Genomic DNA, 20,480 nt, shown 5'->3' on the forward strand with positions numbered 1-20,480 from the left:
TAAAAACCAAAAAAGAGGGTGCAGTATGAGTAGAACACAGGCAGTCAAAAAGGCAACGGGTGTCAAATTAGAAAAATCCCTCCCCAGAAAAACCTTCGCAGATAGAAAAGAAGTTCTTCCAATTCCGGATCTTCTTGAATTTCCTTTTGAATCCTATGAAAGATTTCTGCAGCTCAATAAGCATCCTGAGAAGAGGGAAAATACTGGACTTGAATCAGCTTTTAGACAGGCGTTTCCGATAGTTGATGAGGCGTCCGGTGTTGAAATTCACTATAAAGGCTATGAAATAGGCGATTGGTACTGTAAATGTGGAAAATATCAGGGCCTTGGTGGGAAAGGAGTTGTATGTCCCAACTGTGGAATGGAAGTTGTATTTAGACCAAAGTACACTCCTGACGAATGTATAGAAAGGGGTATCTCTTACACCGCACCTTTAAGGGTTCTTTTTGAGCTTCACGTGTGGCAGAAAGATCCAAAAACCGGCGAAAAGATAGCTCCGATTATAAAAGAAAACAAGATGTATTTTGGTGAAATTCCTCTCATGACAGAGAGGGGAACGTTCATTATTAATGGTACTCAAAAGGTTGTTGTCAGCCAGCTTCACAGATCTCCCGGTCTTTTCTTTAAAAATGAAGTTTCCAAAACGACAACGGTTGCAAGGATTATTGATATTGCAAGCATAATCCCTGCAATGGGTTCATGGATAGAGTTTGAAATTCCCCACAATGAGGTTCTCTACGTTAAGATAGACAGAAAGAGAAGATTTCTTGGAACCTACCTTTTAAGAGCTTTTGGCGTAAGAACTGATGAGCAGATTATAAACATCTTTTATGGGGATGTTGTAGAGAAATTTAAAATCGTAAACGGTGAAATAGTTGATGAAGAGGGCAATGTTAAGTCCAGCGAAGATATGCTTGGATACTACCTCATTGAGGATTTAATAGATCCTGAAACGGGTGAAGTCGTTCAGGAAGCTTATGAGGAACTTTCAACAAGTTCAAGGAAACTTCCTGAAGGTGCTGAGTTTAAAGCAGTTCACAGAAAAGCAAAGCCTTACGGTGCTGTTATTATTAACACTTTGAGAAAAGAGAAGAAGGACAGAGTTAGAGAAAAGATAGACGATCCCCTTATCGCTGCTTACGTTGAGATTTTTAGAAAGGTTAGACCCGGTGATACGGCTACCGTTGAAGGTGCTAAAAGACTATTTGAAACTATGTTTTTCAGCACCAAGCACTACGACCTTTCAAGGGTTGGCAGGGCAAAAATTAACGAAAAGGTTTATCCTCAGGAAAAACTTAAAGAAATAACGAAAGAAGATCTCACTTCTATAGACTGGCTGCCTCCTCTTAGAATTGCTGAAGATGTTAAAAACGAAGATGGTGACATTGTTATAACGAAAGGAACATTTCTTGACAGAGAAGTTGCAATTAAACTTTTAGAGCTTACCAGCGTTGATAAGATAGCGGTTGAGCCTGATTACGACGAGGCTGGAAGGCTTCTCCACAAAGCAGACATTGTAGGAACTGTTAAGGCATTACTTGAGGTTCATGCTGGAATTAGAGGTTACGACGATATTGACCACCTTGGTAACAGAAGGGTTAGAGGCGTTGGCGAACTTGCAGAGATAGCCTTTAAGTCAGGTCTTTTCAAGCTTGAAAAAGCTGTAAGGGAAAAGCTTGGTGTTGCTGATGTTGAGTCTGTTATGCCTCAGGATCTTATAAATCCAAGAACGGCACTTAATCCTTTAAATGAGTTCTTCAACCTTACACAGCTCTGCCAGTTCATGGATCAGACAAACCCACTTTCAGAGACAACGCATAAGAGACGTCTTTCAGCACTTGGCCCTGGCGGTCTTACAAGGGAAAGAGCTGGATTTGAAGTGCGTGATGTTCATCCATCCCACTACGGCCGTATCTGTCCAATTGAAACGCCAGAAGGTCAGAATATCGGTCTCATTAACTCTCTTACCACATATGGAAAGATTAACTGGCTTGGCTTCCTTGAGACGCCTTACAGAAAGGTCGTTAACGGAAAGGTTACCGATGAGATTGTTTACATGACAGCCGATGAAGAGGAGAACTACATTATTGCTCAGGCTAACGCCCCTGTTGATGAAGAGGGCAACCTTACCTCTGACATGGTAATGGCAAGGCACAAAGCCGAGTTCAAACTTGTAAAGAAAGAAGAAGTTCAGTTTATGGACGTTTCACCTAAGCAGGTCTTTTCAGTATCAGCTTCTCTCATTCCATTCCTTGAGCACGATGACGCCAACCGTGCCCTCATGGGTTCAAACATGCAGCGTCAGGCTGTTCCTTTAGTTAAGACAGAGGCACCGTTTGTTGCCACAGGTATGGAGAAGCCGGTTGCTCTTTACAGTAGAAACGCTGTTGTTGCAAGGCGTTCAGGTATCGTTGAGAGCGTAACTGCTGACAAGATAATCATAAAGGTTGATCCGGAAGAGATAACGGAAGGCGGACTTTCCGTTGATACAGGTTTTGACGTTTATGAGCTTAAAAAGTTCAAGAAGTCAAACCAGAAAACCTGCTTCAACCAGAGACCTATCGTTAAAAAAGGTCAAAGGGTTGAAAAAGGCGAAATAATCGCAGATGGTCCTTCAATGGATAACGGTGAGCTTGCCCTTGGTAAGAACGTTCTCATTGCATTTATGCCATGGCGCGGTTACAACTTTGAGGATGCCATCCTCGTCAGTGAAAGACTTTTGAAAGACGATGTTTATACTTCAATTCACATACAGGAACTTGAGTGTGAGGCAGTAGAAACAAAGCTTGGAAGAGAAGAGATAACAAGAGATATTCCGGGCGTTCCCGAGTCTCTGCTTAAGAATCTTGACGAATCAGGAATTGTGAGAATCGGAACCTATGTGAAGCCCGGCGACATCTTAGTTGGAAAGGTTACGCCAAAAGGAGAGCAGGTTCTAACGCCTGAAGAGAAGCTGCTCCAGGCTATTTTCGGTGAGAAGGCAAAAGGTGTTAAAGATTCTTCACTCTACGTGCCTCACGGTGTGGAAGGTGTTGTTATTGATGTTAAGATTCTCTCAAGGAAGGGAGAGAAGAAAGACGTTAGAACACAGCTTATAGAGAGTGAAGAGAAGGCAAAACTCGAAAGGGCCAAGCAGGAAGAGATAGGTCTTGTTAAGGCAGACAGGGACAGAAGGGCTGCTGAACTTATCGTTGGAAAGGCTGTTAAGGAAGACGTTTACGACGCTAACGGCAATCTTCTTGTTGCTGCCGGTGAAAAGATAACTGAAGATAAAGTTAACGATGTTGTCTTCTTTGCCCTTCGTAAGCCTTCAATAATAGATGACGCTGAAGTTGAGAAGAAGCTTAAAGAGATAAGGATCAAGGCTGTTGATAAGATTGCGCTTATTGAAAACATCTATGAAGAGAAGAAAGCTGCCCTTGAAATGGGACATGACCTTCCTGCTGGTGTGAATAAGGTTGTCAAGGTTTACATAGCAACCAAGCGTAAGCTTACAATTGGTGATAAGATGTCAGGTCGTCACGGAAACAAGGGTGTTGTTTCCCAGATAAGACCTGTTGAAGATATGCCTTTCCTTGAAGATGGTACACCAATTGACATTACTCTTAACCCTCTTGGCGTTCCATCTCGTATGAACGTTGGACAGATTCTTGAAGTTCACCTTGGTCTTGCCGCTAAAGAGCTTGGTAAGAAGATTGAAAAGCTTATGAAGGTTGGACTTGACCTTGTAAGGGAAGAAATAAAAGCTATCTATAACGATGAAAGCATAAGCAAGCTTATAGATTCTCTATCTGACGATGAACTGAGAGAGGTTGCCAAGAAGCTTTCAAAGGGTATCAGGTTTGAATCACCTATTTTTATGGGTGCTAAAGAGAAAGAGATTAAGAGACTTCTCAAGCTTGCGGGACTTCCTGAAACGGGAAGACTCACAGTTTATGATGGTCTTACTGGAGAGCCGTTTGACCAGGACGTTACCGTTGGTTACATGTACATGCTCAAGCTTATTCACCTTGCTGACGATAAGATTCATGCCCGTTCAACAGGTCCTTACTCACTCATTACTCAACAGCCACTTGGTGGTAAGGCACAGTTTGGCGGTCAGAGATTTGGTGAGATGGAAGTCTGGGCACTTGAAGCTTACGGTGCTGCTTACACGCTTCAGGAGATGCTTACGGTTAAGTCTGACGATGTTGAAGGAAGGTCAAGGGTTTACGAATCTATCGTAAAAGGAAAGTACACATTTGAACCTGGACTTCCTGAATCATTTAACGTTCTTGTTAGAGAGCTTAAAGCACTTGCCCTTGATGTTAAATTCATCAAGCAGATAGAAGAAGCAGAGCCTGAGAAGAGCGAGGCTGAAAAACTATTTGAAGAGAAAGAAGAAGAGTAACAGTTTGGGGGCTTTGCCCCCTTTAGTATAAAGAATCCTTTGCAGGAGGAGCTGTAGTGAAAGAGATTATCTTTTCAGAAGAACCTAAAACCTTTGATTTTGATGCAATAGAGATTGGCCTTGCTTCACCTGAAAAAATTAAGGAGTGGTCTTACGGTGAAGTAAAGCTGCCAGAGACACTTAATTACAGGACATTAAAGCCAGAGAAGGACGGACTTTTCTGTGCGAGAATATTCGGACCTGTAAGGGATTGGGAATGTCTCTGTGGAAAATACAGAGGTTCAAAATATAAAGGTGTAGTTTGTGATAGATGCGGTGTAGAAGTTACTCTTTCAAGAGAGAGAAGAAGAAGGTTCGGTCACATTGAACTTGCAGCTCCGTGTACGCACATCTGGTACGTAAAGTCAGTTCCAAGTAAAATAGGTGCCCTTTTAGGACTTTCTGTAAGGGAAGTTGAAAGGGTTGTTTACTTTGAAAGCTACATAGTTCTTGATCCAGGCGATGAGGAAGAAACAGGCCTTAAACAGTTTCAAATATTAACGGAAGAAGAGTACAGAGAAAAGATAGAGGAAGTTGGTGAGGATGCCTTTGAGGTTGGTATTGGTGCCGAAGCCATAAAAGAAGCTCTTAGAAGGGTTAACCTTGAAGACCTTGCCGAGGAGCTTCGTGAAGAGATAAGAATGTACTCTGGTGAGATTGACGGTATCAACAGCGATCTTCAGAAGAGACTGCCCAACGTATTTAAGGCGGCAGTTGAAACAATTTCTTACTACACAGGTCTTTCAGAAGACACCATTATCGGTATTGTTAAGAAAACACTTGTTGTTGTAGTTGAGCCTGGAGATAGCAACCTTGAAAAGGGACAGATTATTCCTTACGAAGACTTCAAGAAGATTTCGGAAACATGCACGCTGAAAGTTGAAAAAGGTGGAAAAGCCCTTGACTGGTATGTTGACTACCTTGTTGAGCTTGGAAAAATTCAGAGCAAAGAGCTTGTAAAGGAAGAAATCAGAAGGGCTACAAGAAAAGATACAACAGAAGCTAAACTTAAAAAGTTGGTTAAAAGATTAAGACTTGTAGAGGCTTTCATAGAAAGTGATAACAAGCCTGAGTGGATGGTTCTTGAGGTTCTTCCTGTTCTTCCACCGGAATTGAGACCTTTAGTTCCTCTTGAAGGTGGCAGGTTTGCAACATCTGACCTTAACGACCTTTACAGAAGGGTTATTAACAGGAATAACCGTCTTAAAAGACTTATAGAGCTTGATGCTCCTGACATTATCATCAGAAACGAAAAGAGAATGCTTCAGGAAGCGGTTGATACTCTCATAGATAACGGAAGAAGAGGAAGGCCTGTAAGAAGTTCAAAGGGACATCCTCTTAAGTCTCTTTCAGATGTTTTGAGAGGAAAGCAGGGAAGATTCAGGCAGAACCTTTTGGGTAAAAGAGTTGACTACTCAGGTCGTGCCGTTATCGTTATCGGTCCTGACCTTAAGATGCACCAGTGCGGTCTTCCTAAAATTATGGCACTTGAACTCTTTAAGCCTTTTATATACAGAAGACTGGAAGAGAAAGGCTACGCTAATACGGTCAAGCAAGCCAAGAAGATGGTTGAAAGACAGGATCCGGTAGTATGGGAATGCCTTGAAGAGGTTATTAAAGAACACCCTGTTCTTCTCAACCGTGCGCCGACACTTCACAGAGTTTCTGTTCAGGCTTTTGAACCGATACTTGTTGAGGGTAAGGCTATTAAGCTTCATCCTCTTGTCTGTGCGGCGTTTAACGCTGACTTTGATGGTGACCAGATGGCCGTTCACGTCCCTCTTTCCCTTGAGGCGCAGCTTGAAGCTTACACACTTATGCTTTCAACTCAGAACATTCTTTCACCAGCTCACGGAAGACCTCTTGCCGTTCCGTCTCAGGACATGGTTCTTGGTCTTTACTACATTACACTTGAGAAGAAAGGTGCTAAAGGTGAAGGAAAGATATTTGCTAACTTTAACGAGGCACTCAGGGCCCTTGATCTTGGTCTTATAGATCTCCACGCAAAGATTAAGGTTAGAATTCCTGCCCACAAGAGTGAAACAGGAAAACCTGAACTTGTTGAAACGACGGCCGGAAGGATAAAGTTTAATCTGCTCCTTCCAGAGGATTATCCCTACATTAACAGGGTAATGAGCAAGAAAGCCATTGCTGCCATGATTGCCGACATTCACAAAAAATTCGGTAATGAAGTTACCGTTGATATGCTTGATAGGTTAAAGGAAAACGGATTTCTCATGGCAACGCTTGGTGGTCTCTCAATCGGTATAGATGATCTTCATATTCCACCTACGAAAAAAGAGCTTGTTGAAAAGGCTAAGAAGGAAGTAGAGAGGATAGAGGAAGGTTACAGAAAAGGCCTTCTTTCTAAGGATGAAAGGTACAACAAGATAGTTGATATATGGACAAGGGTTACGGAGCAGATAACCAAAGACATGATGGAGTACATGAAAACTCACGATATTGACAGCCGTGGAAGGCTTCCAGACGATGGTACTTTCAATCCAGTTTACATGATGCTCTCCTCCGGTGCTCGTGGTAGCCAGCAGCAGATTCGTCAGCTTGCAGGTTTAAGGGGTCTTATGGCCAAGCCTTCCGGTGAAATCATTGAAACACCTATTATTTCAAGTTTCCGTGAAGGTCTGACAGTTCTTGAATACTTTATCTCAACTCACGGTGCAAGAAAAGGTCTTGCCGATACCGCTCTTAAAACTGCTGACGCCGGTTACCTGACAAGGAGACTTGCTGATGTTGCTCAGGATATTATTGTAACGATGGAAGACTGCGGGTGCGATGACGGTATTGAGATTTCTGCTCTCATGGAAGCGGGTGAGATTGTTATTCCGCTTGCTAAAAGGATTGCAGGAAGATACGCTGCTGAAGACATATCCGATCCTATAACAGGTGAGATTCTGGTTCGCAAGAACGAAGAGATTTCAGATGAAATGGCGCAGAGGATTGAAGATCTTGGTATAGATAAGGTTAAGATTAGATCTGTTATGACCTGTAAGGCACCATTTGGTGTTTGTGCCAAATGTTACGGAAGGGACCTTGCAAGGAGAAGGCCGGTTCAGTTAGGAGAATCTGTGGGTATTATTGCTGCCCAGTCAATCGGTGAGCCGGGAACCCAGCTTACCATGCGTACCTTCCACATTGGTGGTATTGCCATGCGTGGTGCTGAAGAATCTGAATACAAGGCCAAACATGAGGGAATCGTTAAAGTCTTTGATGTTAACACGATTACCGATACTGAAGGGAATGTCATTGTCATTAACAGAGCCGGAAAAATTGCCGTTGTTGATGAGAAGACAGGTAAACACCTTGAAAGGTATGATATTCCTTACGGCTCTTACTTGAGGGTTAAAGATGGTCAGCAGGTGAAGCCTGGAATGATACTTGTCGAGTGGGATCCACTCGCTGTACCTATTCTTGCCCTCAAATCCGGTACTGTCAGGTATAAAGATATTATTCCGGGAGTTACCATTTCTGAAACAGAACCTGTTGTTCTTGAGTACAGGACCCTTCCATACGAGCCAACAATTGAAATAGTTGATGAAAACGGTGAAGTTGTTGATTTCTATCCTCTTCCTGTTGGTTCCCGTATAATGGTTAAAGAAGGTGAAAAGGTTACAGTTGGAACATCTCTGGCAAGGCTTCCGAGAAAAATTGGAGGAACGAAGGACATTACCGGTGGTCTGCCGAGAGTTGCGGAACTTCTTGAAGCGAGAAAGCCAAAAGATGCGGCAATTCTTGCTGAAATTGACGGTAAGGTTTATGTTGAAACAGAGAGAGCTAAGAAAAAGATAACTATCCTCAATCCTGAAACCGGCGTTAAAAGGGAATACGAAGTTCCAAAAGGAAAGTATATTTATGTGAGAACGGGAGACTACGTTAAAGCCGGTGAGCCTCTGACGGACGGTCAGCTTAATCCTCACGACATACTTGCCATCATGGGTGAAAGAGCTGTTGAGAGATTCCTCCTTGATGAGGTTCAGTCTGTTTACCGTGCTCAGGGCGTTGAGATTAACGACAAGCATTTTGAAGTAATTATCAAGAGAATGCTCAGAAAGGTTAAGATAGAGGACGCTGGCGACAGTAACTTCCTTGTTGAAGAGATCGTTGACAGAGAGGAGTTTGAAAGAGTGAGAGAGAGACTCTTTAAGGAAGGCAAGCGGCCACCTAAAGCCAAGCCTGTTCTTACGGGTATCACAAAGGCAGCTCTTTCTACGGAAAGCTTTATCTCTGCTGCTTCCTTCCAGGAGACAACGAGGGTTCTATCTGAGGCAGCAGTTAGAGGTAAGAGGGATTATCTCAGAGGTCTTAAAGAAAACGTTATTATCGGAAGACTTATTCCCGCCGGAACAGGAAGGAAAGAATACAGAAAAGTTACATGGCAGTACTGTGAAAAAGCTGAAGAGGCAGAGTAAACTTCTTAATTGCCAATATTTAAAGGGGGGCTTTAAAGCCCCCCTTTTTATTTTTGATTTAGAAAATTTTTACTTCAGGAGGGATGAAAAGCAGAGCTTTTTTGACACGGCGGGATAGTGCTTTAAGAGCATCTGTTGGTGCTATGTTTGAAACTTCTTCTATTTTACCGTTCATCTTTACAAGTATCGCGTCAAGTTTTTCCGGTGAATAGTAAGAGTAAGCGACCTTTGAAGGTTCTATTACATCCATATAGTATTCAGGGTCAAAGCCTTCTTTTATCAGTTTTTCTCTTGCTTCAAGTACGATCTGAGGACTTTCTATCTCTATGGCTCTAAAGAAGTATCGCTTTACAAATCTTCGGCTTAAGTCTTCAAGCACAGGATCTTTTGATAAAGTAAATTGATACACGGAAGAGATTACAGAAGCGTCAGTTAACATGAAGAACTTTTCAACACTTTTTGTCTTTATTGTTTCTTTAAGCAGAGAATCCATTTCAACTGTTGTACCGTTTGACAGCAAGTGCCTGAGCCTTTTTAGCATTTTTTGTAGAAGAACCTGAGCCGAGATGTTTACAGGGTGAAAATAGACAGTCCAGTACATCTGGTACCTTGACATAACGTACGATTCAAGGGCGTTAAATCCTTTGTAATTCCAGACGAGGTTGTTATCTTCAATCTCAATAGATGCAAGTATCCTGTTAACGTCAACCTTTCCAAAGCTTACGCCTGTATGGAAGGCGTCCCTCCTTAAGTAGTCAAGTCTGTCACAATCAAGTTGGCTTGAGATAAGCTGGTGTCCAAAAGGAATCGCGAACTCCTTTTTTATTATCTTTTTTACATTTTTAACGGTTAAACTTTCTACGGCACCTTCTGATTCGAGCATTTCAAGTGCTTTTAATGTTAGTTCTTCGTGACTGTAAGGGATTATTTTTTTCTCAAGGGCGTGGGAGTAGGGAGAGTGGCCAAGGTCGTGAGTTAGAGCTGCGATTTTTATGTTGAATTTTAAACTTTCATCAACAGAGTAGCCTTTCTTTTCTAAAAAGCCAAAAGCTTTTGTTACGAGCCAGTAAACGCCTAATGAATGTTGAAAACGGGTATGTTCCGCACCGGGATAGACAAAGTAGCAGGGACCAAGTTGTCTTATGTATCTTAAGCGTTGCATGAGAGGAGAGTTTATGATTTTTTCTCCTGTTCCCCCTTTTTCTATCATTACAAATTCATCGTAAACAGGATCCATAAAGAGCTTGTATTTCATTTTTTCACCTTGAGAAAATTTCCTGAGGTAATTCTATCAAATGAAGAGGAGGGGTGGGTTAAATTTAAAAGTGGTGCGGTAGCACCGCACCACTTAGTTCTGACATTTATCGCAGACACCGTAGTAGATTACTTCGCACTTTTCAACGCTGAAATTGTATTTTTTGAGTTTTTCCATTTCTACATTTACATCACAGTCTATATCCACCACTCTTCCACACATTTTACAGATAAAGTGGCTGTGGGGCGTTATCTTTCCATCGAATCTTGCAACGCCGTTAACAGTTGCAACTTTCACTGCAAGACCTGCATTTTCAAGGCTTGTTAGTGTCCTATACACTGTAGCGAGGGATATTCCTGCGAATTTCCCTTTAAGGGCATCGTAGATATCTTCTGCTGACGGATGGTCGTGTCTGCTTATGAGCTCTCTGTAAATTGCCACCCTCTGGGGTGTAATTTTCATACCTTTCGAGCGGGCGATTTTCTTGAAATTTTCAACCATGGTTTCTATATTTTTCATTGGATGCTCCTTTTATCTAAAGAGGTTTATACTAAAATTACAACAACAGCAAGTTGCGGCCTGCCAGACCTGATAAATAATATAACTTTTAATTCTGTAAGTCAATACTTGTTGCTAATATGTAACATTAACCATTCGTAAGTTGTGACTAATCATAACCATTTGCAAGTAGTTTTCCACATTATAAATATAATAAGTGGTACAATATTGACAAGATGCGTAAGGGAGAGGTGTTATGAGTGCTGAGTCTGTTTCTTTAGTTATTATAGCAGTATGTATGGTCGTTATCACTATTTCAATCGTTGTTATGGCACTTGGTGTTTATTCTTTTCTCAAAAATTTAAGTGAATTCCTTGAAAGGACAGAACCTGAAGTTTCAGAAGTGGCTGATACTGTTAAGGGTACTGTTGATGTTGTTAAAGAGACGGTAGAGTCTTTAAGGGATACGGTTAATTCTTTTGTTGAAACATTTAATGCTGTCTTTTCTGTTTTAAGATTGTTCAGTAATAGAAAGAAAAAGAAAAAGTGAGCATAGCGCTCACTTTAGATGTCGAGGTTTCTAACCTCTCTGGCAAATTTCTGAATGAATTCTCTTCTTGGTTCAACCTTGTCACCCATAAGGATGGTGAATATTTCGTCGGCATTCACAGCGTCTTCTACTGATACTTTGAGCAGCGTTCTGTTTTCAGGATTCATTGTTGTTTCCCACAGCTGATCAGGATTCATTTCGCCAAGTCCTTTGTAGCGCTGGATGTATATGCCTTCCTTTCCGATTTTCAGGATACAGTCGTAGAGTTCGTCTATCGTCTCAAACTCAAGTGTTTCATTTTTCTTCTTCAATCTGTACGGCGGCTGGCCAAGATATTCTCTTATTCGTGCCTTAAGTCCTTTTGCCCGTTTAAACAGGTCAGAAATTAGGAGTTTTTCGTCAACGATAACGGTTTTTGTAAGGTAGTTGTCAAAGGGGATGTCTATCTCGATGAAGAAACAGCAGGAATCTTTGTTTTCTTTTATCCTTATCTCACTCTCTTTCATTGATTCGGGCAGGTTTTCTCTAATTTTTTCTACGAGTTTTTCTGTTTTTTCTCTGTTGTATAGATCTTTATAATCTGCCTGTGCTCTTAAAAGTGCGTTTACAATTTCTCTGTTTCTTTTTCTCGAAAGGATAGAAATGATTTCGTTGAGTTTTCTTATCTCTTCGACAATTTTCAGGCCTTCTTCCTTCTCTATTCCCTTTCCTTTACCGTCAAGTAGCGTTAAAGTGTCAAGGGCAAAGTCAGCAACGACTTTTTCAAATTCTGCATCTGATTTGATGTACATCTCTTTCTTGCCTTTTTTTATCCTGTAAAGGGGAGGTTGTGCGATGTAGAGATATCCTTTTTCCACAATTTCAGGAAACTGGCGGAAGAAGAATGTTAAAAGCAGCGTTCTGATATGGGCACCGTCAACATCGGCGTCTGTCATTATTATGATTTTGTGGTAGCGGAGCTTTGATATGTCAAAGTGGCTTCCGACACCTGTTCCCAGTGCTGTTATTATTGTCTTAATTTCATCGTTTGAGAGAACCTTTTCTATTCTTGCCTTTTCAACGTTTATGATTTTACCTTTTAACGGTAAAATAGCCTGAAATCTTCTGTCTCTTCCCTGTTTTGCACTTCCACCGGCAGAGTCACCCTCAACAAGGTACAGTTCCGTTTTTTCTGGATCTCTCTCTGAACAGTCTGCAAGCTTTCCAGGCAGGGAAAATTCTTCAAGGGCACTCTTTCTCCTGGTCATTTCCCTTGCCCTTTTTGCTGCTTCCCTTGCCCTTGCTGCGGTTATTACCTTTTCTGCTATCTTCCTTCCAATGTCGGGTCTTTCATTTAAGAATGCCGTAAGTTTTTCGTAAACGACGGATGTTACAATCGGCTTAACTTCGGAGTTTCCAAGTTTTGCCTTTGTCTGTCCTTCAAACTGGGGATTTGGAACTTTAACGGAGATAACAGCTACAAGTCCTTCTCTTACATCGTCTCCCGTTATTGAAACTTTCGCGTTTTTTGGTATCAGGTTGTTTTCATCAATAAACTTGGTTACAGCCCTTGTTAGAGCGCTTCTAAATCCTGCTACGTGCGTACCGCCTTCTCTTGTGTTGATGTTGTTTACAAAGCTGAAAATCTGTTCAGAGTATGTGGAGTTGTACTGGAGGGCAACCTCTACGATAACATCGTTCTTTGCACCTTCCATGTAAATAGGATCAGGGAAAAGGGGGCCTTTCTTTTCGTTTATCTTTTTGACAAATTCAACGATACCCCCTTCGTAGTAAAAGACCTCTTTTTTAGCGGGTTCTTCCCTTTCGTCTATGAGCGTTATTTTCAATCCTTTATTTAAAAATGCGAGTTCTCTAAGTCTGTTGGCCAGTATGTCCCAGCTGAATTCTGTTACTTCAAAGATTTCAGGGTCTGGTTTAAAAGTTACTATTGTTCCTCTTTTGTGTGTTTCACCGATGCACGTGAATGCAGTTACCGGTTTCCCTTTTTCATATGTTTGTTTGTAAACTTTCCCGTCTCTGTGAATTTCAACTATCAGCCACTCTGAAAGTGCGTTGACTACCGATACACCTACTCCGTGAAGGCCTCCTGAATACTGGTATGCCTCTTTCTCAAACTTTCCGCCTGCGTGAAGGACAGTAAGAACTATTTCCGCGGCAGGCTTTCCATATTCTGGATGTATGTCAACGGGGATTCCCCTTCCGTTGTCAGCAACCGTTATAGAATTATCTTCGTGAATTGTTACTTCTATCTCTGTACAGTAACCGGCTAAAGCTTCGTCAACGCTGTTGTCAACAACTTCAAATACGAGGTGATGAAGTCCGTAACTTCCCGTGTCCCCGATGTACATTCCTGGTCGTTTCCTGACAGCTTCAAGACCTTCAAGAACTTTAATCGCTGATGCGTCGTATTTTTTGTTTTCTGGCATTTAATCCTCCTGGGACGGTAAAGCGGTACTAAAGTGGCAAAACACCTTTATTTTGAACGATTTATTATACCACTTTGGAAAAAGGAAGGAGAGAGAAATGGTGCCGGCGAAGGGATTCGAACCCTTGACCTGGGCATTACGAGTGCCCCGCTCTGGCCATCTGAGCTACGCCGGCACTTGTCGGGCAGCGGCTATTATATCAAACAATTAGCTGCCACAGCATTATGAAAGTGCAAACAAGCGCCACGATAAATGTTATTAAACAAAATATATTATTGAAAAATGTGTTTGTGAAGTTTCCCATTATTTTTTTGTTGTTCGCTACAATTGCTATGACGGCAACTAAAAAGGGCAGAAGAATTCCGTCTAATATCTGGCTGTAATAGAGGGCATCAACCGCTGACATTGGGGAAAGGTTAATAATGTCTCCCAGGAGCAGGGAGCCCAAAAAGACGATGTAAAATCCCTTTGCACCGCTTATCTTCTCTTCGAATCCTTCCCGCCATCCGAAAAGGTCTGCTATTGCGTATGCTGAAGAGCCTGCAAGAACAGGTATTGCAAGGAAACCGGCGGCGGTTATTCCAATTGAGAAAAGTGCAAACGAGAAATTGCCTGCAACAGGTTTTATGGCTATTGCGGCTTCTTTTATCGTCGAAACGGGAATGCGGTATTTAAACAGCGTGTAAGCGGCAGCAACAATGATAAAGTAAGCAACTAAGTTTGAATAGACCATTCCAGCAACTGTGTCAAACGTTGCATCTTCTATCTGAATGACCGTTTTGTGTTCTATCTTTTCTTCCGTTGCCTGCCAGAACATCATGTAAGGTGATATTGTTGTGCCGAGGAGTCCTAAAGCGGCCATAAAAAAGGTTGCCGACAGTTTTATGTGAGGAATAAAAGTATTAATTATGAGAGTTCCAATATCAGGTTTGCACTTTATCGCAGAAAATATGTAAACGGAAAGTATGGCTGTCAGGAAAACCAGGATCTTTTTGATTGTTCTGTAGGTTTTGAAAATTACAAGGTATCCTATCAGAAGGTTTATAGGTATTAACCAGTATATTGCATGAATTCCTGTTACGATTTCAAATATCTGTGCAACCGCTTCCATATCAGCGGCTATTGTGAAAAGGTTTGCTATGAGCAGTAGCGATATGACAATTGTTGCCGTTTTCTTCGTGTAAAAAGTTTTTAAGACTTCGGAAAGACTCTTTTCTGTTACTATTGCTATCCTTGCGACGGAATCCTGAACGGCTATCATCATAGGCGTTGAAAGAACCATAAGCCAGAGCTGATGAAGTCCGGTGGTAGCACCTATCATCGTGTAGGTTACTATTCCGGCTGGGTCGTTGTCTGCTCCTCCCGTTATTATGCCAGGTCCGAAATTTTTTATTCGTTTTTTTACTTTCTGGTAGTTTTCCATTATTCACCTGCCGACTTTTCCTTATGTTTAATATTGTTCCATTTTTTGTCGATGAAAGGTATATTCTGGAGGCAGAATTGGCAAAGATTAAAACAAGGCCTGAAGATTTTAAGGTCAGGGAGATTCTTAAAAAGGGATTTCTGAAAGGAAAGGGTTATCGTATCTATTCTCTCTGGAAAAGGAGATTAGAGACGGAAGAGGCTGTTAAAAGGATTGCTAAAGTTTCAAATGTTCCTGTTAAGCTTATAGGCTACGGAGGATTAAAGGATAAAAATGCTGTTACCGTTCAGTTTATCTCTGTGCCGGAAAGGTTTAAGCTGAAAGAAGTTAAAGAAAAGAATTTGAAGGTAAAGTTCAAAGGATTTTCAGGCAAAGGGATTACACCTGCCGCCGTTGAGGGAAACAGTTTTGAAATTGTCGTTAGAGAGCCGCTTCGCTATCCTGAAAGGATCGACGTTTTAGAGACGCTTGGGATTCCCGGTTACTACGGTGAGCAGCGGTTTACGCCTGTTCGTGGTGGTCAGTTTTTTGTTTCATACCTTGCCTCTGATGATTTTGAAGGTGCGCTTCTTTATCTTTTTACACCGGCTGGCTGGGAGAGTTCAAGAAGCCGAAAGGCAAAGAGGGCTTTCGTTGCTAAAAGGTTTAAGGAGGCTGCACGGCTTTTTTCAGGTTGGCGGAGGGAGGTTGCCCTTTTTCTTGATAGGTGTAATGATTTTAAAAAAGCCCTTTCCTTTGTCCCGCGAAAAGAGATTGAATTTCAGTTTAACGTCTTTCAGAGTTATCTTTTCAATAAGTATCTTCGGTTTCTTATTAATGAAAAAACAGGGGAGAAGGTTGTTTTTAAGTATAAAGTTGGCGAAATGGTTTTTCCTCTTGAGAATATAGAACTTCCGGAGAAAATTCCTGTTTTTCATCCTGAAGATTGGACTTTGTATGTTCCTTTTCTGGAAGATATTGGTCTGGAACTGGAACGGCTAAAAGAGTTTTCTGACTTTTTTCACCGTTTTGAGAGAGAGACGGTTGTGCCTGTGAAAGGTTTTAAACTGCAGCAGATTTCAGAAGGTGTTGTTCTCAGGTTTACGCTTCCTTCAGGTCACTACGCTACAAATGTTGTAAGGTTTCTTTTTGATGCCGTGAGGAAGAAAAAAATAGGTTAGAATATTAATCGTTATCTTTAAATGGAGGTTGGGCATGAAGGCACTTTTTGTTAAGAACATAGAGATTGAAGGACCCGGAACACTTGCGCCGCTTTTTGAGAGAAAAGGGGTAAAGGTTGAAACTATTGATGCTTTTCGCGGCGAGACGGTGGATTCGGTTGACGATTATGAGTTTATAACAATATTAGGCGGTCCTATGGGGGTTTATGAGGCTGATAAGTATCCTTTCCTTAACAGTGAGTTTAAGCTGGTTGAGGAGGCTATAAAGAAAAACAAAAGGGTTGTTGGAATATGCCTTGGCGCCCAGATAATAGCACACGTTTTAGGTGCCAGAGTTTACAAAGGTGAGATGGGAAAAGAGATAGGGTGGTACGAACTCTATCCTCAGAATGAGTTCGAATTTTTGTACAGGCACAAGATGGAAGTTTTTGAGTGGCACGGCGACACGTTTGACCTGCCTGAAGGGGCAACAAAGCTTGCTTCAACGCCTCTCTATCCAAATCAGGCTTTCAGATTAAATAGAGCTGTTGGCCTTCAGTACCACATAGAGGTTACGAAGGAAGATATAGAAAAGTGGATTGGCGCATACAGGGAAGAGGTTGTTTCAGAAGGTTTAACGCCTGAACAGATACTTGGCAATGACGATAAGAAGTGGGAAATGCTTAAAGTCTATTCTTCCGTCTTTGTTGAGTTTTTATTCAAGATTTGAATTTTCGGGTGTTTTTTTGTTACAAAGAGGAAGGTTTCTTCGCCTTCCTTCCCTTTTACGAGCATTTCTCTTGCTAACTTTTCGTAGTAGAATTTGCGATTTTTCTCTATGGCTTTTATCCTTTCGCTTAAAATTTCAACTTTTGTGTTCCAGTAGTTTTTTTCCTCCTGCAGTTTCTGATAGTTTTCCTGCAGTTCACCAAGCGTTTTTAAGGAGTTTTCGCCAAAGAAATAGCTGTAAAAATAAAAGGGCAGGAAAACCACCCACCCAATGATTAAAAGCTTACTCAGTTTCTTCTGTATCAAGGAGACCTCTTGATATAAGTTCTTCTTCGTAGAATTTTCTGTATAGGGCAAACCACTCCGGTGTGCCTTCAGGTATCGGCTTTGACATGGACTCTATCTTGTGTTTTGCAGCCTGATCAACTTCTTTTTTGAGCTGAGCTATCGTGTTAAATGCTTTTACTATTTCCTGTCTGATGATGCCCCTTTCCTGTGTGTAGTCTATTTCATCGTCAGTTAAAATAAATTTGAGGATTTTTCCTGCAAGGTAGTTTGCCTTTTCTCTGCTGAATATGCTACCTGCTGCGGGAATACCTCTTTCCTTTGCCAGTTTCTCTTTTATGAGCTTGCGTGCCTTGAAAAACGGGATACCTCTGTACATGATCTCGTCCGAATTTTCCTGCAGGATTCTTTCCGCCTCTTCTTCTAACTCTTTCTCAACCTTGTATTCATTGATGATGATTTCAAGGACTTTATTTTTAAAATAGTTCTTGTCGTCAACGATTATGTAGTCCTTTCCAACAAGGTTTTTCGTTATCTCGTTTACAAGGAGTTGCACGAACTTACCGCCCTTCTGCATTAACGCCTCCTTTCATCTTTTTCTCAATTTCCTTAATCTTTTCAAGGGCTTTTATCCCTTCCGGTGATTGCCCTTTAATTTTAACCACTTTCTTTAACAACTTCAAAGCCTGCTGGTAGCTTCCCCTGTCTTCAAGTATGGAAGCTGCCCTGTAAAGGGCTGTTGAAGTCCAGGGTTCTACGCCGACTTCGTAATATATTTTAAGGTAGTCCATCAGCGCCTTTTCACGGTTTCCCGTTTCCTCCTCCACAGATGCAAGCCAGAAAAGGGATTCTGCCTTCTGTTCCTTTTTCTTTGCCTTTTTGTTTGCCTCTTTCAACAGTTCAATAGCCTCTTTTTTCTTCCCTTTTTTGTCGAGGAACAGTGCAAGGTTGACAAGGTCATCATAATCAATTTCTGAGAGGTGTCCCGATTTTACTATGTAGTTTAGAAGTTCCATTGCCTTTTCTTCGTTTCCTGCAAGTTTGTATAAAGATGCAAGGGTGGCAGCGAATTTCACCCTGTCTTCTTCTGGAATGTTTTCAATGTTTGCAACAGCCTTTCCAGCGTTGAGTGCATCAAGGAGTCTTCCTTCTTTGTAGTAAACTTCAGTCAGGAGGTAGTTCTTTATGTCTTTCTCTTTCTGCCCCTTGTCCGGAATGAGGTTTATGTCCCTTACCGCTCTTTTGTAGTTTTTAAGCTTCATGTCTATTTCGACCATTTTAGTTGCTACGGATGTTCTTATTTCAGGGTCTGTCGTTCTTTCAGCCGCCAGTTTGTAAAGTCCGTAAGCTTTCAGGATACCTTTTGCTTCATAGTAGTCATTTGCCTTTTCAACGATTGAGTTTATGTCCGATATGTCGTTTTCAGGGTTGTAGGCTATGAATTCAGGATTATTTAGGAGAAGACTGTCAAACTGTCCGGATCGGTAAGCGTCGTACTCTTCCATCTTCTCTGCAAAGTTGGCCGTTTCAGGATTTTCAGCGACGGCTTTAAGAAGTGAAAGGTAGTAAAACCGTCTGCTTGGGCTTTTTTCCATCGTTGCAAGTTTGTAAAGGATCGCCTCTCTTGCCATTCCTGTTGTTTTGTATATCAGTTTTTTCATAAGGTTTTTGTTGCCTGTTAAAACGGCTAACATAGCTGCTGTTAGTGGTTCTTCCGGTGGTGGCACTTTTTTCAGGTAGGATGTTTTCTTTAAGCCTGCAGCTAAGTAGCAGAGTCTTCCATAGTTTATTTCTGGAAAGAGCCTGCTGTTGTTTAATTTCGCCTTTAAGTATTCAAATGCAGTTCGTTTTTTCCCGCCGTAAAATTCTGAAAGGATAAAAAAGTGAAAAGCTTCGTCATCTTTGCTTATTATAGGCTTTAACGTTATGGTGGCTTTTTTGTAGTTACCTTCGTAATAATAGGCTTTGCCTAAAAGTTTCCTTGCTTCTGTGCTTTCTATCTTGAATTGCTCTATTCCGTATTCAAGAAGCTTTGCAGCTGCATCAAAGTTTCCCTTTAGTATCAAGGATTTTGCGTAAGGAATTATGGATGCACGGTAGTAGGATGTGTTCTGAAAATTGTTTGCTATTTCTGAGTAGAGCATGTTTCCCATGTCTTTGTTTATTACGGCTATTTTACCTAACAGATAGAGCGTTCTTGGTGTTAAATAGATGCTTTTCCTTGAGGTTAGTGCCTGCTTAAGGTGGCTGAACGCTTTGTCGAAATCCCCTCTCTCAAAGAAAAACATGCCTGCGTCGTGGTTGTTTATCCCTTTTACATTTTCGTCTGCCGATGGTGCGAATGTGAAAAGGAGTGCCCGATAGTAGTATTCCGGATAGAATTTTTTAATTTCTTCAGGATTTATTTTTCCCTCTATGAAGTTTACTGCTGCTTTGAGACTTTCAGGCATTGAGGGTTTTTGAATGTTCATATCCAATTCTTTAAATGCTTCTCTCTTCTTCCCTGACTTAAAGTATGCCCACGCTCTTAAAAACTTAGCTTCTTTTGTTTTCAGGTTTCTGGCAAGTTTAAGGGCTGTTTTATAGTTGCCTTTGAGGTAATAAACCTTTGCCATTTCAAATAGGATTTCTGAATTTTTCTCTTTTTTATAGAGTTTTTTGAGCCTTATAAGTGCGTCGTCGTATCTTTTCTGTCTTTCAAGATACCTTATGTACGGAAGTTCAAACGTTTTTCCTTTTAACCAGTCGCCGTAGTTTGCAAATATGTAGTCGGTTATTTCCTGTTTTTTGTTTCTTATTGCTTCTTCTGCAAATGTTTCAAGAAATCCACTGTCTGATAATGCACCTTTAACGTCTATCCTTTTTCTTCCCAATGTGAGGATATAGAACTTTTCATCCGTTGAAAGGGGAGCTTTTGAGAGAACTTTCAGAAAGTCTATTTTCTCTTTTACGGGAAGTGACAGGAATGAAGTTTCATTGAAAACATCCTTCAATTTTTTTCCTTCACTGATGTTTACAAATGTTGATAGACCTAAGTAGTATCCCTTTTTGTATGTGGGGTATCTCTCTTTCCATATTTTGAGAAGTTTTTTCAGGGAGTTTATATCTTTTGTTTTTAAAAATGTTTCTGCCATCGGAATGAGATATGGTTTTATGGTTTTAGGCGGTGATGTCAGTACCTGGGAAAATGTCTGGTCTGCTAAGTCGTACATACCGTCTTTGTATAGTTTCAGACCGAAATTTATATCTGCTGCATTGGCGGTTACTGCTAAAAGTAGAGAGGCTATGAGGATTTTTTTCATCTCTTTGTCTCCATGTC

12 protein-coding genes and 1 tRNA gene are annotated in these 20,480 nt (G+C 41.2%); 5 read left to right on the forward strand and 8 right to left on the reverse strand.

What is annotated here, in order from left to right; all coding sequences use genetic code 11:
- The first annotated feature begins 25 nt into the window (after nt 1–25).
- Nucleotides 26–4,390, forward strand: coding sequence for a DNA-directed RNA polymerase subunit beta (rpoB, locus tag H153_RS08835; protein ID WP_022846182.1), 4,365 nt, complete (start codon nt 26–28; stop codon nt 4,388–4,390).
- Nucleotides 4,391–4,446: 56 nt separating this feature from the next.
- Nucleotides 4,447–8,856, forward strand: a complete 4,410-nt coding sequence (gene rpoC / locus H153_RS0100560; protein WP_022846183.1) for a DNA-directed RNA polymerase subunit beta' — start codon at nt 4,447–4,449, stop codon at nt 8,854–8,856.
- A 58-nt stretch (nt 8,857–8,914) separates the two neighbouring features.
- Here rpoC and H153_RS0100565 read toward each other — a convergent pair whose 3' ends face one another.
- Both H153_RS0100565 and H153_RS0100570 read right to left on the reverse strand, forming a co-directional pair.
- The gene (locus tag H153_RS0100565) at nt 8,915–10,111 is read right to left on the reverse strand and encodes an HD domain-containing protein (protein WP_022846184.1); all 1,197 of its coding nucleotides are present in this window, start codon (nt 10,109–10,111) and stop codon (nt 8,915–8,917) included.
- Nucleotides 10,112–10,204: 93 nt separating this feature from the next.
- Complete coding sequence (locus tag H153_RS0100570) at nt 10,205–10,630, reverse strand: Fur family transcriptional regulator (protein WP_022846185.1); 426 nt, start codon at nt 10,628–10,630, stop codon at nt 10,205–10,207.
- Between the two features lie 235 nt (nt 10,631–10,865).
- Between H153_RS0100570 and H153_RS0100575 the strand changes: the two genes are divergently transcribed.
- Complete coding sequence (locus H153_RS0100575; RefSeq protein ID WP_022846186.1) at nt 10,866–11,159, forward strand: hypothetical protein; 294 nt, start codon at nt 10,866–10,868, stop codon at nt 11,157–11,159.
- 14 nt (nt 11,160–11,173) lie between these two features.
- On the opposite strand, the gene gyrB is transcribed toward H153_RS0100575, so the two are convergent.
- From gyrB to H153_RS08840, 3 genes are all read right to left on the reverse strand, one after another.
- A complete protein-coding gene (gene gyrB, locus H153_RS0100580; RefSeq protein ID WP_022846187.1) occupies nt 11,174–13,585 on the reverse strand; it encodes a DNA topoisomerase (ATP-hydrolyzing) subunit B in 2,412 nt (803 codons plus the stop codon).
- Nucleotides 13,586–13,683: 98 nt separating this feature from the next.
- Nucleotides 13,684–13,760 (reverse strand) — tRNA-Thr (locus H153_RS0100585).
- A 24-nt stretch (nt 13,761–13,784) separates the two neighbouring features.
- Entirely contained in the window at nt 13,785–15,008 is a 1,224-nt protein-coding gene (locus H153_RS08840) for a divalent metal cation transporter (RefSeq protein WP_022846188.1), read from the reverse strand.
- A 77-nt stretch (nt 15,009–15,085) separates the two neighbouring features.
- Between H153_RS08840 and truD the strand changes: the two genes are divergently transcribed.
- A complete protein-coding gene (gene truD, locus H153_RS0100595; protein WP_022846189.1) occupies nt 15,086–16,168 on the forward strand; it encodes a tRNA pseudouridine(13) synthase TruD in 1,083 nt (360 codons plus the stop codon).
- A 34-nt stretch (nt 16,169–16,202) separates the two neighbouring features.
- Nucleotides 16,203–16,877, forward strand: a complete 675-nt coding sequence (locus H153_RS0100600; RefSeq protein ID WP_022846190.1) for a glutamine amidotransferase — start codon at nt 16,203–16,205, stop codon at nt 16,875–16,877.
- On the opposite strand, the gene H153_RS08845 is transcribed toward H153_RS0100600, so the two are convergent.
- Genes H153_RS08845 through H153_RS0100615 form a run of 3 tightly spaced genes read right to left on the reverse strand, consistent with a single transcriptional unit; the run spans nt 16,838 to nt 20,463 of the window.
- Nucleotides 16,838–17,182 carry a hypothetical protein gene (locus tag H153_RS08845; protein ID WP_022846191.1) on the reverse strand — a complete coding sequence of 115 codons (345 nt, stop codon included), beginning with the start codon at nt 17,180–17,182 and terminating at the stop codon, nt 16,838–16,840. The two genes, H153_RS0100600 and H153_RS08845, sit on opposite strands and share 40 nt — an antisense overlap.
- Nucleotides 17,160–17,738: a DUF507 family protein gene (locus H153_RS0100610; RefSeq protein WP_022846192.1), complete on the reverse strand. Its 579-nt coding sequence runs from the start codon at nt 17,736–17,738 to the stop codon at nt 17,160–17,162. The genes H153_RS08845 and H153_RS0100610 overlap by 23 nt, the downstream gene beginning before the upstream one ends.
- Nucleotides 17,722–20,463 carry a CDC27 family protein gene (locus H153_RS0100615; RefSeq protein ID WP_022846193.1) on the reverse strand — a complete coding sequence of 914 codons (2,742 nt, stop codon included), beginning with the start codon at nt 20,461–20,463 and terminating at the stop codon, nt 17,722–17,724. Before H153_RS0100615 ends, H153_RS0100610 begins: the two co-directional genes overlap by 17 nt.
- Nucleotides 20,464–20,480: the final 17 nt, after the last annotated feature.

It is taken from the genome of Desulfurobacterium sp. TC5-1, assembly GCF_000421485.1.
Classification (GTDB): domain Bacteria; phylum Aquificota; class Aquificia; order Desulfurobacteriales; family Desulfurobacteriaceae; genus Desulfurobacterium_A.

Bases quoted from the DNA above. Each gene is read 5' to 3' on its own strand.
- rpoB (WP_022846182.1), top strand. From the start codon at position 26: ATGAGTAGAACACAGGCAGTCAAAAAGGCAACGGGTGTCAAATTAGAA.
- H153_RS0100565 (WP_022846184.1), bottom strand. From the start codon at position 10,111: ATGAAATACAAGCTCTTTATGGATCCTGTTTACGATGAATTTGTAATG.
- H153_RS0100570 (WP_022846185.1), bottom strand. From the start codon at position 10,630: ATGAAAAATATAGAAACCATGGTTGAAAATTTCAAGAAAATCGCCCGC.
- H153_RS0100575 (WP_022846186.1), top strand. From the start codon at position 10,866: ATGAGTGCTGAGTCTGTTTCTTTAGTTATTATAGCAGTATGTATGGTC.
- gyrB (WP_022846187.1), bottom strand. From the start codon at position 13,585: ATGCCAGAAAACAAAAAATACGACGCATCAGCGATTAAAGTTCTTGAA.
- H153_RS08840 (WP_022846188.1), bottom strand. From the start codon at position 15,008: ATGGAAAACTACCAGAAAGTAAAAAAACGAATAAAAAATTTCGGACCT.
- H153_RS0100600 (WP_022846190.1), top strand. From the start codon at position 16,203: ATGAAGGCACTTTTTGTTAAGAACATAGAGATTGAAGGACCCGGAACA.
- H153_RS0100610 (WP_022846192.1), bottom strand. From the start codon at position 17,738: ATGCAGAAGGGCGGTAAGTTCGTGCAACTCCTTGTAAACGAGATAACG.
- H153_RS0100615 (WP_022846193.1), bottom strand. From the start codon at position 20,463: ATGAAAAAAATCCTCATAGCCTCTCTACTTTTAGCAGTAACCGCCAAT.